13 protein-coding genes are annotated in these 14828 nt (G+C 69.0%); 1 reads left to right on the top strand and 12 read right to left on the bottom strand.

Annotated features, from left to right (window positions below; genetic code table 11):
* The first annotated feature begins 21 nt into the window (after positions 1–21).
* Positions 22–927, top strand: coding sequence for a LysR family transcriptional regulator (locus tag TabM4_RS03495; RefSeq protein ID WP_434618477.1), 906 nt, complete (start codon positions 22–24; stop codon positions 925–927).
* Positions 928–948: 21 nt separating this feature from the next.
* On the opposite strand, the gene TabM4_RS03490 is transcribed toward TabM4_RS03495, so the two are convergent.
* The 12 genes from TabM4_RS03490 to TabM4_RS03435 form a co-directional block, all read right to left on the bottom strand.
* A complete protein-coding gene (locus tag TabM4_RS03490; protein ID WP_434618474.1) occupies positions 949–2940 on the bottom strand; it encodes a vWA domain-containing protein in 1992 nt (663 codons plus the stop codon).
* 25 nt (positions 2941–2965) lie between these two features.
* Entirely contained in the window at positions 2966–4306 is a 1341-nt protein-coding gene (locus TabM4_RS03485; RefSeq protein ID WP_434618472.1) for a serine/threonine-protein kinase, read from the bottom strand.
* A gap of 10 nt (positions 4307–4316) precedes the next feature.
* On the bottom strand, positions 4317–4601 hold the full coding sequence (locus TabM4_RS03480; RefSeq protein WP_434618469.1) for a hypothetical protein: 285 nt from the start codon (positions 4599–4601) through the stop codon (positions 4317–4319).
* Positions 4602–4616: 15 nt separating this feature from the next.
* Positions 4617–6269 carry a formylglycine-generating enzyme family protein gene (locus tag TabM4_RS03475; protein ID WP_434618467.1) on the bottom strand — a complete coding sequence of 551 codons (1653 nt, stop codon included), beginning with the start codon at positions 6267–6269 and terminating at the stop codon, positions 4617–4619.
* Positions 6270–6273: 4 nt separating this feature from the next.
* Entirely contained in the window at positions 6274–7467 is a 1194-nt protein-coding gene (locus TabM4_RS03470; protein ID WP_434618464.1) for an ABC transporter permease, read from the bottom strand.
* Positions 7464–8213: an ATP-binding cassette domain-containing protein gene (locus TabM4_RS03465; protein WP_434618461.1), complete on the bottom strand. Its 750-nt coding sequence runs from the start codon at positions 8211–8213 to the stop codon at positions 7464–7466. The genes TabM4_RS03470 and TabM4_RS03465 overlap by 4 nt, the downstream gene beginning before the upstream one ends.
* Positions 8213–9544 (bottom strand): trypsin-like peptidase domain-containing protein, encoded by a 1332-nt coding sequence (locus TabM4_RS03460; RefSeq protein WP_434618459.1) that lies wholly within the window; start codon positions 9542–9544, stop codon positions 8213–8215. Before TabM4_RS03460 ends, TabM4_RS03465 begins: the two co-directional genes overlap by 1 nt.
* Positions 9544–10635 carry a serine/threonine protein kinase gene (locus TabM4_RS03455; RefSeq protein ID WP_434618456.1) on the bottom strand — a complete coding sequence of 364 codons (1092 nt, stop codon included), beginning with the start codon at positions 10633–10635 and terminating at the stop codon, positions 9544–9546. The genes TabM4_RS03460 and TabM4_RS03455 overlap by 1 nt, the downstream gene beginning before the upstream one ends.
* A 39-nt stretch (positions 10636–10674) precedes the next feature.
* Entirely contained in the window at positions 10675–11988 is a 1314-nt protein-coding gene (locus tag TabM4_RS03450; RefSeq protein WP_434618453.1) for a PP2C family protein-serine/threonine phosphatase, read from the bottom strand.
* Positions 11985–12590, bottom strand: a complete 606-nt coding sequence (locus TabM4_RS03445; protein ID WP_434618450.1) for an FHA domain-containing protein — start codon at positions 12588–12590, stop codon at positions 11985–11987. The genes TabM4_RS03450 and TabM4_RS03445 overlap by 4 nt, the downstream gene beginning before the upstream one ends.
* Before the next feature lie 57 nt (positions 12591–12647).
* Positions 12648–14237, bottom strand: coding sequence for an FHA domain-containing protein (locus tag TabM4_RS03440; protein ID WP_434618447.1), 1590 nt, complete (start codon positions 14235–14237; stop codon positions 12648–12650).
* Between the two features lie 88 nt (positions 14238–14325).
* Complete coding sequence (locus tag TabM4_RS03435; protein ID WP_434618444.1) at positions 14326–14781, bottom strand: hypothetical protein; 456 nt, start codon at positions 14779–14781, stop codon at positions 14326–14328.
* Positions 14782–14828: the final 47 nt, after the last annotated feature.

Below are 14828 nucleotides of genomic sequence, written 5' to 3'. Positions count from 1 at the left end.
CTGCAAAAAATGCATCACTCCATGCGTGCCCTTTCGCCCCACCAATTCATCGACGTCATCGCCCGCGCCGGTTCCATCCGGAAGGCGGCCGAGGCGCTGGCCATAACCTCCACCGCCCTCAACCGCCGCGTTCTGGCGCTGGAAGAGGAGTTGGGCGTTCCCATCTTCGAACGGCTCCCCCGCGGCGTGCGGCTCTCGACGGCGGGCGAACTCCTCGTCACCCACCTGCGCCATCAGGCCTCCGATTTCGAACGCCTGCGCAGCCAGTTGGCCGATCTCGCAGGGGCAAGGCGCGGCCATGTCTCCATCGCCTGCTCGCAGGCGCTCCTGCCCTTTTTCATGCCCGAACAGATCGGCCGCTATCGCCGCGACCATCCCGGCGTCACCTTCGCCGTCCACCTGCGCGACCGCGCGGCGGCCGAGGCCGCGCTCGTCGAACATGATGCCGACCTCGCGCTGATCTTCGAACCGATCCGCCTGTCCGAGGTGCAGATCCTCGCCTCCGTCCGCCAGCAGATCCATGCCGTCATGGCGACCGACCACCCGCTCGCGGCGCGCGAAACCGTGCGCCTGCGCGATTGCGCGGCCTATCCCGTGGGCCTTCCCACCGCGCAATACGGCGTCCGCGCGCTGATCGACCTCGCGCTCGTGCGCTTTTCCATCCGCTTGCGCAGCGTCCTCGAATCCGACAATTTCGACTTCCTCCGCCGCTATCCGGCGCAGGAACCGCTGATCACCTTCCAGATCCCCATCGGCCTGCCCGCCGATCCCGGCACCGAAGGCGTGATCTCCCGCCCCGTCGACACCCGCGACATCCCCGAAGGCCGCCTCTACCTCTGCCAGCTCAAGGGCCGCACCCTTCCCGTCGCCGCCGCCAAATTCGCGGCACAGGTCGAAGGCACGCTGCAACAGCGCTACGAACCCTGACCCCGCCGCGAAAACCCGGCCCTAGGGCAGATCGTCCAGTTTCATCGGATAGACCAGCGCATCCCCATCCGCCCCGGCGCCCAGCACATCCACCCATGTATCGGTCGCCTCGTTGTAGCGGCTGTAGCGCTCGATCTTCTCCAGCAATTCGTTCACCACCGTCTGCTGTTCGGAAATCGACATCCGCAACCAGTCATCCTCGGTGATCGCCATGATCCGCGACTTGTAGGGCAAATCCTCGATGAACTCGTCGATGGCCGCCGCCTCGGCAATCGTCTCGGCCGATCGCCGCGCCACCTTGTCGGGAGTCCGGCTCATATCCGCCGCCGCGCCCAGAACCTGTTCAAAGAACTTGTCCGGGTCGATGACATTCTCTTCCGCCTTCTCGACGATGATCTTCAACGCCTCCTGCAAATCCGACAGGTCCGATTTCGTCAGCAGCACCCGGATCGACAGGGGCTTCAACCCTGTCCGCTCGAAATCCCGATCCGCCACCACCGCCTGAAACACGTCCGGCGCCTTTTCCGATGTCTGCGCCCCCAGCCATGCCAATTGCATCGTCCGCCCGGCCGAGGCGACGGTATCCACCACATCCCCCCCCTCTGCCTCCGGCTGCCCGCCCGAAGGCCCGATCGGCCCCCCGCTGCGGAACGAGGCGACCTGATCCACCACCAATTGCCCCACCCGTCGCGCCGTCTCGCGATAGGTCTCGGCATCGCCGCCCGCAATCCCGAAATACAAAGGCGGCGCATTGGGCAGGCTGGCCAGCGCGCGATAGGCCGTCTCGGCCCGCGCATGGTCATCCGCCCCGCTCGGGCTCTTCAGATGCATCACGGCAATCGCCGCGCCCAACCGCTCCTTCACCAGCGAATTCAACCCTTCCGCGCTCAGACCGGTGGTCGACAGCTCGTCATCCGCCAGACGCGGCCCCGCATCCGTCACCAGAACGATGAACCGCCCGCCAAAGCCAGACCAGTCCATCGCCTCCAGCGCCAGTTCCACCCCCGCGAAACTGTCCTCGCGGAAGTTCTTGGAACTCACCGTCGCCTCGTTCATCCCTGCGATGCCCTTCAGGAAGGCCTCACCGGAATATCCATCCTGCAAGGTGACGAATGTCTTGGCCGCATATTCCAGCCCCGGCACCGCCGTCACGTTGTCGCGATAGCCGATCAGGCCAAAGGACACGACATCCGCCGCCGCACTCCCCGCAACATTGGCATAGACCTCCTCCAGCGCGGCCCGCGTCGCGTCGATATAGGGCTGCATGGAAAGCGTCGTATCCACCACGAAGACCACGCCCACGCGGTAATTGTCGCGGATCTCCTGCGGCACCTCCAGCGCCTCCCCCGGCCCCGGAATGGCCGACGGGTCCACCGCCGCCGCCTCGCCGCCGCCATCGGCCCGCGCCACGGCCACTTCCAGCAGGTTCACGAAACTGCCGTTCTCGAACACCGCCTCCTCGGCGGACAGGATCGGCATCACATACAGGTTCTGCCGCAGATCAACCGCCGTCCGCGGGCCCAGCGCCACCACCGTCTCCGACGGCTCTCCCCCAGCCTCCGCCGCCTCCGCCTCGGCCCGCAGCGGCGCGGCGGCGCTGGCAGGGTCTTCCGCCTCCACCACGTCATAGGCGCTGTCATAGCCGTCGAAGAACATCAGCCGCCCGACCGTCTCGGTCGATTCAAAGGTCGCCACGATGTTCTGCTTCCAGTCGATCGCCGCCGCGGCGGGGATGTAGAACAGATCACCCCCCGCATCCCCGGCCCCGACCTTCAACCAATCCCCTTCGCGCGCATAGACATAGAAGGGCTGCAACGGCTTCAGCATCGCCTCTTCCGGCTTGTCCGGCGCGGAATGCCGCGCCACCGCATCCCGCAGCAGCACGCGCTGATACAGGCTCGTCTTGCCCTCCATCAGAAGCGGCGTCTCGGCCATCGCCGCCCCGGCAAGGAACAGCGCGACCAGCCCCGACAGGACAGAAACGCGGCACGGCGGAAAACGGTCAAAACTCATCTCTCAGGCCCTCGGATCAATCGGTTCACGGCGACAGCGTCTGCGCCAGACGGCCCAGCGCTTCCGCCGCCTCATCCGCGCCAAGCTCTGCCGCCTGTTCGTAATAGCGCCGCGCCGCCGCGGCATTCGGTTCCGGGAAGGGCGACCGCGCCGTGTCATGCGTCTCGGGATCATACATCCGCGCGATCATCAGCGCCGCCTGCGCCCGGTTCGCCGCCGGACGCGCCTCGTCCCGCGCATAGGCGATCAGCGCGGCCAGCGCGGCGTTCAGGTTCTCCGACCCCCCTGCCGCGATCTGCGCCTCCACCGCGCGCAGCGGGTCATCCTCGGCCAGCGTCGCCCGCGCCGTCTCCACCTCGGCCGAAACCGGCGGCTTGCCTTGCGTCAGCACGTACCACCCGCCCCCGCCGATGACCGCCAGACCGGCGACCACCGCCGCCACGATCAGCCCGGTCTTGCCACCGCCGCCGCCAGACCCCTCGGCCACGGCCACGGCCTGCGGCGCCTTCCGCGCCCCGCCCGCCTGCCCTTCGGCGGCAATCGCCGCCTCGAACATCGCCACCAGATCGCCGCCCCTCTGTGCCGGATCGGCCTTCAACAGCGTCTCCAGCACCTTGCGCAACCCCGGCGAGACCTTGTCCGACGCCACCTTCACGTCATGCCGCCGGTCCTCGACCGCCGCCATCCCCTTGCCTTCGCCCGGCACCGGCAGCCCCGCCACCTTCAACAGCACGAGGCCCAGCGCATAGCGGTCCGTCGCCGGCCCGATCTTGTTGCCGAACAGCCCGAACTGCTCGGGCGCGCAGAAATCCAGCTTGCCCGCAAAGCCCGTCCCGATGATCGACTTGTCGGTCCCCACCGTGTCAGAGGCCAGCCCGAAATCGATCAGCTTCGCCTTCGACACCGTCTCGTCCGGGATCATGATGTTGTCCGGCGCGATATCGCGATGCACGATGCCCAGCGCATGGATCGCGGCCAGCCCCTTCGCCACCCGCAGGCCCAGCGCCAGCACATCCTTCGACGCCAGGCGCATGCCCCGCGCGACGTAATGCTTCAACGGCTTCCCATCGACGAATTCCATCACAAGGAACAGCCGCCCCTCGCGATCCTGCAACGTCGTCTCGTAGCGGATCACCGCATCGCTCTGCACCGACCGCAGATGCGTGGATTCCCGCCGGAACAATTCCACCGCCTGCCGGTTCGCCGCGAAATTCGGCGTCATCACCTTCACCGCGACCGGATGCCCCGTCGCCATGTTCGTGGCGCGGAAGGTGGCCCCCATGCCGCCCTCGCCCAGCAGGGCCTCGATCCGGTAGGTGTCCTGGATGACGCTTCCGGGTTCCAGCCCGAAGACAGGTTTGCTCATCCCGTCCCCCTCAGCGCTTCTGCGGCGCACGCAGCGCGAAGGCCGTGTGCTTGGTGAAGGTGCGGATATCCATCAGATAGAAACACAGCCCCGCAAAGACGAAGGACAGCGTCACCCCGAAGATGATCAGCAGGAAGCCGAAGATCATCAACCAGACGGAATCGAAGACCTGCCCCACCCCCGGCACCCCGGAGAAACGGATCACCATCGCACCCGAGAAACAGGATCCGATCACCATCAGCGTGGTGGCGATCCAGACGAGGATCTCAAGCGATTTGTTCAGCATGTCGCGCATGGTGATGTCCTTTCCCTACTGCATGTCCGCCGTGGCCCCGGCCAACGACTGAAAATCCTCGGTGATCCGGTCGATATCGGCAAAGCCGTCGATCCGGCGCCCGTCCAGATGCCCCTCCAGCGCGGCAAGGCACGATCCCCGCCGCTCCGACCGCGCGGCGATGTCGCCCCGCAGGAATTCCGCCTGCGGGGTCAGCACGTCGGGCGAATACTCCGCCCCCAGCCCCTCGACGAAATTCGCGTATTCCACGACCTCGCCCATCGTCCGCGCCTCCAGCGACCGCAACTGCTCCACAGCCGCCTCGCGTTCCGCCCGCACCTGATCGACCAGCGCGGCATCGCCCGCCGCCTGCGCCTCGGCCTCCATCGCGTCGTAATCCGGCAGCAGCATCTGGATCGCCAGCGCGTTCAGATAACGCTGCACCGCCTGATCGCAGACCATCACCGCAGATGTCATGATCAGCCGGATCGACCGGTCGCGCTGCGTGTTCCGCTCGGCCTGCGCCGCGTTGATCACATCCCGGATGCGCTCGATCCGCGTCCGGCTGTTCCCGTCGGTCGCCTCCGCCGCCATGTCCGACAAAAGCGCCAGCGCCTCCGCCTCGGTCGCGCTGCCCTTCAGCCCCGCATCCGGCTTGGCCAGATCCTCCAGCGCCGTGATCAGCGCGTCAGACTGCTCGGGCGAGGTGATCGACAGCGCCGAAAGCACCATCCGCGCCCCCGTGAAGCGGTCCGTCGTCGCCGTCCCCGATATCAGGTCATAGGGCGGCACCTCATAGCGCGTGGCCGACCCGATGCTCTCCAAGGGCGTCCGCGCATCGCCGCCGCGCTTCACATAACCCCCCGCCTGCCCGTGCAGACGCCCGTGCCGCACCAGTGCGAAGGGGCTTCCGACGATCTCCGCCGCATTGCCCAGCATGTCATGCAGGCCCAGCGGATTGGGCTTCAGCGTCCCGATCACCTGCAACTTGCCGCCCGCGCTGTCCGATCCGCCATGCGCGATATATTCCGAAATGCTCTCCCCCTCGCCCACGGGCGGCAGGGGCGACCGGAACAGCGCATCGGAAATGGCAAGCCCGCCCCGCGCCGCATATTCCCATTCCTCTTCGGTGGGCAGCCGCAGGAACCCCCGCGTCGTCCCGGTCTCGGGCAGCAGCTCAGGCGCATTCGCCAGCAGCCAAAGCGTATAGCGCTGCGCGAAGGCCTCGAAATCCAGCTTGCCCACCTCGACCTGCGGCACGAAGTTCCGCCGCCGCGGCGCGCGCTCCGGGCAAGCCTCCTCCATCATGGCGGCATATTGCGCCTCGGCGATCTCATACTTGGCCATCCAGAAATAGCCGCGCGACGTGCCCTCACCATCCGCGAAGGGGCCAGAGACGAAACTCTTCCGCAACCCGTTCAGGAAGGGCTGCGCATCCCCCTCCTGCCCCAGCAGCACCGGCACATCGCCTATCGCCCCCTCGGTATTGGGCGTGTCGATCCGGCGAAAGACCATCGCGCCGCCACAGGGCATGGGCAGCACCAGATCCCCCTCCGCAGGCTGCGGGTTGTAGGTGTCCTCCTCCCACGTGATCGCGGGCGCCGCCGCCTCCTGCGCCACAGCGGGCAGCGCCATCAACGCCCATCCCGCCACGGCCACCCCCGCCATCAGATGTCCCAGACCCGCCATCCGCCTACCCTTCCCGCAACACGTCATCCGGCCCGATCCCGTCGATCGCCCGCAGCGCCCAAAGCGCCGCCGTCACCGCCGTCACCACCCCGATGACCAGCGCCGCCGCCACGTCGCCCGCGCCCAGATGCGCCACCGTCTCGCCCGTCGAACCCTGAAACAGCCGGTTCACCACGAAGATCATCCCCGCCACCAGAACCAGCGTCGCCACGATTCCCGCCAGAACCAGCAGCACCGATTGCACCAAGGGCACCAGCCGCCGATCCCTGTCCCGCATCCCGATCAGCGCCAGCAGGCTGAAGGCCAGCCGCTGCCGCGCCACCATCCCGCGCAGGTTCGCAGCCATCGCCGCCCAGAACCCCGCCACCGCCAGCACCGCGATCACCGCGTAAAGGAACCCCAGATTCTCCCGGAACCCCAGAAGCAGCGCCGCATTCTGCGCCCTTGGCCGCGTCTCCACCCCCTCGGCCCGCAGCGCATCGCCAAGCGGGCCGATATCCTCCAGCCGCGCCGCATAGATGCGGAACGACGCATAGGCCGCAGGCTCCGCCCGCGCCTCCAGCCAATCCGCAACCCCCACCGCCGCATCATCGCGGAACCGCTCCGCCGCCAGCAGGTCCGGCAGCGACAGGAACACCGCCATCCGCCCGTAGCGCGCCTCCGGCAGCACGGCCAGCACCTCGAAATCGCCCCGCGCCACCTCGCGCCGCCCGTCGATCTCGCGCCCGATCAGCATCTCCACAACGCCGCCCGCCGCCACCTCCAGCGCCTCGGCCAGCGGCGCGGAAAGCACCACCTTCCCCGGCGCGACGAAAGGCACCTCCCCCGCCAGTAGCGGGTCCCCCTCCGCCGAACCGATCAGGGGCACAGCCTGCTCCATCTGCCGCCCCGCCACGTTCCGAACCGCATTGGCCTGCGCGTTGATCGTCCGCGTCGCGGGCATGGCAAAGGCCACATCCTCCCGCGCCGCCAGCCGCGCGAAGAACTCCGTCTCATGCCGCCCCGCCCCCACCGCGATCAACTCGCGGTTGGCCGGGTCCTCCACCAGACGGTCGACCATCCGGTCGATCACCCCGTTCTTCAGCGCAAGGATCACCAGCAAGGGCGCCAGCCCCCCCACCAACGCCGCCACAAAACAGGACGCCGCCAGCCATTCATGCCGCATCTCCCGTAGGGCAAGCGTCACGACGGTCCTCATGCCACGGCCTGCCTTTCCAGCACCGCGCCGGGCCGGTGGAACAGGCTCACCATCACCCCGTCCGGGTCGCGCACCACCTCATGCCCGCAGCGCGGCGCATCGGCAAAGACCCCGCCCCCCGCCTTGTGCGAGGCCAGCAGAACCGCCGACCCCACCTCGGCGGCAAGCTCCGCGATCAGCGCCTCCACCGCCTCCGTATTCGCCGGGTCCAGCGCCGATACCGGCTCGTCCAACAGCAAGAGCGCAGGCCGCGCCACCATGGCCCGCGCCACCGCCGCCCGCTGCCGCTGCCCCACCGAAACCTGATCCGGCCGCCGCGCCATCAGCGCGGCAATCCCCAGCCGGTCCAGCACATGCCCCACCCAGTCGCGCGGCAGGTCCAGCCCCGCCAGACGCGCGGGCAGACCGATGTTCTCCTCCAGCGTCAGGAACGGGATCAGCCGCGCCGTCTGCAGAACGAACCCCATCACGTCGGGCGCGGCAAACCCCGCCCGATCCGGCGCCGCCCGCCGCCGATCCTCGGGCATCGGCACTTCGCGCCCGGCCAGAACCAGCCGCTCCCCTTCCAGCCCACCCCCCGGAATGGCCGCCGCCACCAGCCCCAGCACGGTGCTCTTCCCCGTGCCGGACGCACTGTCCAGCACAACGATCTCCCCCGGATCAAGGTCCAGCGCCTCGATCACCACCGCGAAATCATCGCTCAGGCGGCGGCCAAGGTTGCGCACATGCAGCACCCGCCCCGCCATCAGCCGCCCGCCTCCCGCGCCGACCCACCCGCCGATCCTTGGCTCAAGGAAAGCGTCTCGCTCCCCAACAGGATGCGCGACCGCGAGGTCACCCGCACCGGCTGGTTCGGCACCAGCGCCTTGCCATCCACCCGCGTCAGGTTCGTCGATCCAAGGTCCGTCAGCATCAGCCGCCGCCCCTCAAGCCGCAGCATTGCATGCAACCGGCTCACGCCCGCCGCCTCCACCCGGATGTCGGCATCCGGCCCGCGCCCGATCCGCACCCCTTGCTCCAGCGCGCGCCGCCCCACGGCCTGCCGCCCGCCGCCGCCGAACTGCAGGATCAGCGCCGTGCCGCTCCCCCCGACAGGCAGCGCCAGATCCCGCCCCGCCGCCTTCGCCCGCGTCGTCATGATCAGGACGATCCCCCCGATCACCCCGCCCGCCAGCACAAGGCTGATCGCCGCCACCGCCCAGGTCGGCAGGGCATAGGCCGTCTCCGAAACCGAAGGCGCAGGCCGCTCGATCGGCGCCGCCTCCACCGAAGGCCCCCCGGCCCCGCAGGCGGCACCGCCCGAGAACGCGATGCCCTTCCCGCGCAGGAAGGTGATGATCGTGGGCGATCCGTTCGCCCAATAGGTGTCATTCGGCTGGAACCCGTCACCCTGATCCGCCGCCACCGCCGTGTTCAACCCCACGACATTGGCGCATTCGTCCAGAAGCGGCCCGCCCGAATTCCCCGGATTGATCGACGCCGTATGCTGCACGATCTCGAACCGCTCCGCAGGTGGCGTGCCATCGCGCCAGCTTGCCCGCATCGTCTTCGACACCGTCCCGTTGGTCAGCGTCGAGGTGAAGAACTGCGCATCCTCCAGCGTGATCCCCAGACTGTCGCCCGACCCCGGAAAGCCCAGCGCCACCACGCTCTCGCCCTTGCGCGCAAGGTCTGCCCGTATCGGCAGCGCCTTCACCCGATGCCCCGACACATCGCCCAGCGGAACCAGCTCCAGCACCGCCAGATCCAGCACCGGATCCTCGAACGACGCCGTGGCCGCGTAGGGAAACACCGTGTCATTCTGCTGGAACCCGACCACCACCTCATCCGCGCCCCGGATCACATGATGGTTCGTCAGGAACAAAAGCGTCCCCTCCTGCGCCCCGCCCCCCAGCACGAAACCCGACCCCGTCGACAGCCCGTCCCGCGATGCCGGAACCGCCAACACCCGCCCCACCGCCGGGTCCGCCGCCGCCGCAACTTTCTCCAGCCACGCGCCCTGCTGCGCCGGTGCCGCCCCCGGCACCAGCAACGCCAGCGCCACAACCCCCGCCCGGATCAGCCGCGCCAGCCCCATCAGAACCCCCCCTGCGGCAACATGCCGTAAACCGTCGCCGCCACCGCCAACCCGAAGATCAGCCCCAGCATCGTCACCACCTTGCGCTGGTCCGGCGTCAGCTTCGGCCCCTGCGCCGGGGGCGGTGGCGGCGGCACATAGGCCGCCTGCCCCCCCGCCTCGGCAAAGCCCTCGCTCCGCGACGGCCGCGCGGGCTGCGCCATCATCTGCTCCACCGGACGCCGGAAATCGGCGGCACTCTGCGGCCGCTCCTTCGCCATCAGCGCGCAGCCCCGGTCGATCAGGTCCAGCAGCGTATCCGAATACCGCCCCTCCACCCGGTTGCGCCGCATGTTCTCGCGCACCGGAACGTAAGGGTCGCGCCGCCCTGCCGCCGTCTCGGCCGCCCGCGCATCCGCCGCAGGCGGCAATCCCTGCGACACCAGCTCATACAGCACCACCGACAGCGCGAAGATGTCGGTCCAAGGCCCTTCCTTCCCGCCCATCCCCCGCGGCGGATTGGGAAACTGCTCCAGCGCCGCGTATTTCCGGCTCAGCATCGACCCAAGACCGCTGCCACGCCCCAACCGCCGCGCCGCCCCGAAATCGATCAGGACGGGCGTCCCGGTCCCGGAAATCATGATGTTCGACGGCTTGATGTCGCGATGCACGAACCCCGCCCCATGCACCGCCCCCAAGGCCCGGCAGAGGGTAGAGATCAACTCCTGCACCTGCGCCTCCGGGATATGCCCGTATCGCTGGATCAACCGCTGCGACACCCGGTCCAGCGACTCCCCCGCGATGAAATCCATCAGGCAATAGGCCGTCCCGTGCTTCTCGAAGGCCCCCCGCACCCGCACCAGCCCCGGCTGGCGCGGCAGGTCCTTCAGGATGAACGCCTCCTCCAGAAAGGCCTTCCGGCCAATCTCGAAGGCCCGCCCCGCCTCCGCCCCTTCGCGCGGCAGCACCACGCCGCCCGTGCCCCGCCGCGCATACTCGGCGGGGAAATACTCCTTCACCGCATATTCCAGACGCCCGTCCTCGGACCGCGCACGATAGGTGATACCGAACCCGCCCTGCCCCAAAGGCGCATCAAGGACAAAGCCCGCCATCTTCGTGCCCCGGGGAAGCGCATCCGCCGACATGCCGCCTCACTCCCCCTCGGGCAAGGGCAAGGCCTCGGGCGCGGCAGCCTCGCCGCCATCCGTCGCTCCGCCCGCGGCTCCGGACCCTGCATTTCCGGCATCCGTCCCCGCACCGTCCGCTGCGGCGTCAGGCCCGGGCCCTGCATCGGCCCCCTCGGACGGCGGCGCGATCACCCGCCCCTGCACGGGCGGCTCCGGCGTTTCCGGCTCAGGTTCCGCCGCCGGTTCCGCATCAGGGGCCGCATCGGCCTCCGGTTCCGCCTCTCCGGCCTCCGCCTCTTCGCCGGGGACCTCTGGCGCAACCACCGGCGGCCGCTCCCGCTCGATGGCCGTCGGCTCCCGCGGTGCCGAAACGGCATCCGGTCCCGCCACCACGCCGCCCGCATCCTCCGCCGCCACGGGCGCGACTTCCTCGCGCCCGCCCCAGCCGATGGCATAGATCAACGCCACCAAGGCCAGCGCGACCACGCCCACACCGCCCGCAATCGCCGCGCGGCCCAGCGCCGGCCCCTTCGCCGCCGCTCCCGCCCGGAACAGGCTTTCCGTCGACATCGCCCGCTTGGCCGATGGGTCGAACCGATAGACGACCACCGTCGCATTGTCCTGCCGTGGCCGCGCCGCCGCCTCCACCGCGCTCAGAAGATCGGCGCTGATGGCCTTGGGCTCCGCCCGGTCCGGCTGCGTCATCAACTCAAGGATGCGCCGCTCGTCCAGCGTCTCCAGCCCATCGCTCGCCGCAAGGATCACGTCCCGCTTCTGCAAGGCGATGGCATTGCAATCCACCAGCGAGATCCGGTCCCCGATGATGGCCGACCGCAGCGCGTTCCGGCGCGGATGCGTCTCCGCCTCCTGCTGCGTCAGCCGCCCCTCGCGGACATGCTCCACCAACTCGCCATAGACCGAATGATCCGCGTTCAGCCGCCGCAACTGCCCGTCGCGCAGCAGATACAGCACGCTGTCCCCCACGCTCAGCCAGTAAAGCTTGGCCCCCAGCTTCATGGCGGCCACCAGCGTGGACCCCATCCCCGCCAGTTCCGGCTCCCGCCGGATGCGCTCGCGCAGGGCCGCATTCGCGGCCTCCAGCGCCTCCACCAGACGATCCGCGGGCTTGGGGTTGCGCGATACGGTGATGCAGTGCTTCTCGAACACCTCCACCACGATGCGCGAGGCGACCTCGCCCCCCACATGCCCGCCCATCCCATCGGCCAGCAGGATCAGAAGATCCGTCCCCGGATCGGTCTCGTCCTGCCGGATGATTCGAAAGGCGTCCTCCTGACGCTCCCGCGCGCCAAGGATCTGCCTGCCACTGACGACGGTCATGCCTTGCCGGTATCCGCGTCCGCCGCCACATCCGCCCAGTCAAAGCTCTCCGTGCAGAAGGCCGTGAAACGGACGACCGTGTTCTTCGTCAACTGGATCGTCGCGTAATTGGCCAAGGGCATCGGCATCGCGATGATCTGACCGTCGATCCGGCTCACGTTCTTGCCCGTCCCCGGCACCACCATGAAGCTGCGCGAAATATCGTCATAGATGATCCGCAGATGGTCATTGGCCGAAATCTGCATGTCGCCGAAGGGCAGCGAGATACGCTCCTCCTCCGACCGACCGATGGTGTTCAGCCCGGCCCCGATCGTGGCCGAACGGCCCTGACCCGGCCCCTTCACCACCACCAGCCAGCCCGTCACCGGGTCATCCATCGCGGCGGCCTCGTCATCCTCCAGACTGCGCCCGATGGCGATCTGAGTCCGGTCGTCCATCTGGGCGCCCTTGCTCAGGATCGTCTTGTCCTCGGACAGCCCCGCCGCCGTCTTGGCCGTCCAGCCCCCGTCAAGGCTCTCGGTATACAGCCCGTCCGACGCGCCACCCGCCGCATCGTCATGTTCCAGCCCTTCCAGCCAGCTCGTCTTGTCGGTCCCGCCCATCGTCACGCTCCTGTCGAATTGCCCTTGTCACATCCCGCGCCGCGCCTCACACCCGCCTCAGGCAAGGGTGAAACGCAGCTTGATCTCGCCAAAGCTCACCACATCCCCGGCCTTCAGCGCCCTCGCATCCGAGATGACCTTCCCGTTCACCCGCGTCTTGTTCAGGCTGCCGGAATCCGTCACCGCAAAGCTGTCGGGTCCGCGCCGCTCCAACTCGGCATGCAGGCGCGACACGCTGGGATCGGCCACCACCACATCGCAGGTCTCCGACCGCCCGATGGTCACGCGCGGCTTGCGCACCGCCAGCCGCTCGCCCGTATCCTCGCGCACGAAGAACGCGATGGCCGGCGACGGCGGGGCGACCACGGGGGCAGGCGACGGCGCGGCAGGCTCCAGATCCGGCCCGTCCATCAGGGGCAGCATGTCCTCCTCCGAAGAGGCCCCCTTGCCGCGCTGCACCAGCGCGACCACCAGCCCGACGACAGCCGCCGCCAGAACCCCGGCCCCGATCAGCCACCACAGAAGCGGATAGCCCATCCACTCCTCTTCATACCATTGCAGCGGTTCCGGCTCCGGCTCTGGCGCGGCCTCCTCGGCCCCGCCCCGCATCGCCACCGGGGTAAAGCGCGCGCTCACCGTCTCGTCGTCAAAGACGCCCGCCTCGCCCACACGCGGCTTGCGCAGCGTCACGGTGATGTCGGCTTCCACCGGCGTGCCGCGCGGCACGATGATGCCCGACTCGCCGATCGCGCCATTCACCCCGGCCACGAATTCCGCCAGCCCGGCCCGCGCCTCCTCGGTCCGCGACACGGTGATCCCGCCCGCAGCCCCCAGCGCGCCCTCGCTCAGCGTCGCCAGATAATCCAGCCCCGCCCCGTTCTGCGGCGACCCGGCCGCCCGCCAGAACAGGCCCAGCGTCGACACCGTCACCCCATGCTCGACGGCGGCCGAGGCGACCTCCTCCACCGCGCGCACGCCCTCTTCCTCGCCATCCGACAGGATGATCAGGTTGCGCAGGACCGTATCCTCCTGCGCCCCCATCAGGGTGATCGCATCCCGCGCATTCGTCGCGATCCGCGTATTCGATCCCCGCAGTTCCAGCCCCTCGACCGTCCGCTCAAGCAGCGCGCGGTCAGTGGTGAAATCGGTCAGCCGCTCAAGGCTCTCGTTGAACCCGTACAGCGCCACGGGATGCCCCGCAGGCAGGCTCCGCACCAGTTCAAGGATCAGCGCCCTCTCCCGGTTCCAACTCGGCTTGCGCTCGCCCCCCAGCCCCGGCGTCAGGTCGATCAGCACCATCGTCTTCGACAGCGCCAGCCCCGGCGTCACCGTCGACAGATCGCTCTCGAACCCGAAATCGCCCGTGACCTCGCCCGTCTCCTTCTTGGTGATCCCGCCCATGGTCCGGTTCGGCGGCACCCGCAGCACGCAGCTATCCGCAGGCGCGGGCGCCACGGGCGCGCAATCCAGCACCGCCAGCCCCGTCGCCGGGAAGCGCGTCGCCACCGCATCGGCATCCGCGATCTCCGGTGCCGCCTCCTGCGCCATCGCGCGCCCCGCAGGGCCCGCCGCCTCAAGCACCGGCCACCCGGCGCCGAACAGCGCGCCCAGAGCCACGGCCTTCAACAGGACATTGGTCGTCTTCATCAGGTCGTCATCCTCATGCCAAGGGTGCAGGCGACACCGCGCCACCGGCCTCTGCTCCGGTGACGCGGCACGCAATGGCGCCGGGGCCTCAGCCAGCCAGCGCGCGGATCGCCGCCGAAACGCGGTTCAACTCGGCCCGTGCCACCCCGGGGTCGCCACCGGCATTCACATCGGCCTGCACCGCGTTGATCTGGCCTTCCAGCGCGTTCAAACGCGCCACCTTCGCCGGATCACCCGCCACCGCCGCCCGCGCCGAAGAGGCCTGCCCGCGCACCGCCGCGATCTGGCTGCGCAGCGCCGCGATGGTCTGGCTGTTCGACGCCGACTGCGACTCCAGCCCGCTGATCCGCGACTGCGCCGCCCGGTTGTTGGCGATGATGGCCGCCGCCTCGGCATCCTTGGCCGCGATCTGGCGGTCATACTCGCCCGAATTCAGGTTGCGGATGTTGTCGAACAGCGTGGCGGTCGTCGGGTCCGTCGATCCCGTGCAGGCCGCAAGGCCAAGGACCGATCCGATCAGAAGGGAAAGGGCGCTCTTTCTCATAAGTCTCTCCGCAATGGCAAAATGGGGCCCCGCCCGTCCTCCGGGCG

It is taken from the genome of Tabrizicola sp. M-4 (assembly GCF_051132405.1).
Classification (GTDB): domain Bacteria; phylum Pseudomonadota; class Alphaproteobacteria; order Rhodobacterales; family Rhodobacteraceae; genus Paragemmobacter.
The sequence above is the reverse complement of the archived record's forward strand: the minus strand, read 5'-3'. Positions and strand labels throughout refer to the sequence as shown.

What these genes read in the sequence shown, in the direction of transcription:
- TabM4_RS03455 (WP_434618456.1), bottom strand. Translation starts at nt 10,635, where the DNA reads ATGGCGGGCTTTGTCCTTGATGCGCCTTTGGGGCAGGGCGGGTTCGGT.
- TabM4_RS03435 (WP_434618444.1), bottom strand. Translation starts at nt 14,781, where the DNA reads ATGAGAAAGAGCGCCCTTTCCCTTCTGATCGGATCGGTCCTTGGCCTT.
- TabM4_RS03460 (WP_434618459.1), bottom strand. Translation starts at nt 9,544, where the DNA reads ATGGGGCTGGCGCGGCTGATCCGGGCGGGGGTTGTGGCGCTGGCGTTG.
- TabM4_RS03440 (WP_434618447.1), bottom strand. Translation starts at nt 14,237, where the DNA reads ATGAAGACGACCAATGTCCTGTTGAAGGCCGTGGCTCTGGGCGCGCTG.
- TabM4_RS03490 (WP_434618474.1), bottom strand. Translation starts at nt 2,940, where the DNA reads ATGAGTTTTGACCGTTTTCCGCCGTGCCGCGTTTCTGTCCTGTCGGGG.
- TabM4_RS03495 (WP_434618477.1), top strand. Translation starts at nt 22, where the DNA reads ATGCGTGCCCTTTCGCCCCACCAATTCATCGACGTCATCGCCCGCGCC.
- TabM4_RS03470 (WP_434618464.1), bottom strand. Translation starts at nt 7,467, where the DNA reads ATGAGGACCGTCGTGACGCTTGCCCTACGGGAGATGCGGCATGAATGG.
- TabM4_RS03450 (WP_434618453.1), bottom strand. Translation starts at nt 11,988, where the DNA reads ATGACCGTCGTCAGTGGCAGGCAGATCCTTGGCGCGCGGGAGCGTCAG.
- TabM4_RS03485 (WP_434618472.1), bottom strand. Translation starts at nt 4,306, where the DNA reads ATGAGCAAACCTGTCTTCGGGCTGGAACCCGGAAGCGTCATCCAGGAC.
- TabM4_RS03475 (WP_434618467.1), bottom strand. Translation starts at nt 6,269, where the DNA reads ATGGCGGGTCTGGGACATCTGATGGCGGGGGTGGCCGTGGCGGGATGG.
- TabM4_RS03445 (WP_434618450.1), bottom strand. Translation starts at nt 12,590, where the DNA reads ATGGGCGGGACCGACAAGACGAGCTGGCTGGAAGGGCTGGAACATGAC.
- TabM4_RS03465 (WP_434618461.1), bottom strand. Translation starts at nt 8,213, where the DNA reads ATGGCGGGGCGGGTGCTGCATGTGCGCAACCTTGGCCGCCGCCTGAGC.
- TabM4_RS03480 (WP_434618469.1), bottom strand. Translation starts at nt 4,601, where the DNA reads ATGCGCGACATGCTGAACAAATCGCTTGAGATCCTCGTCTGGATCGCC.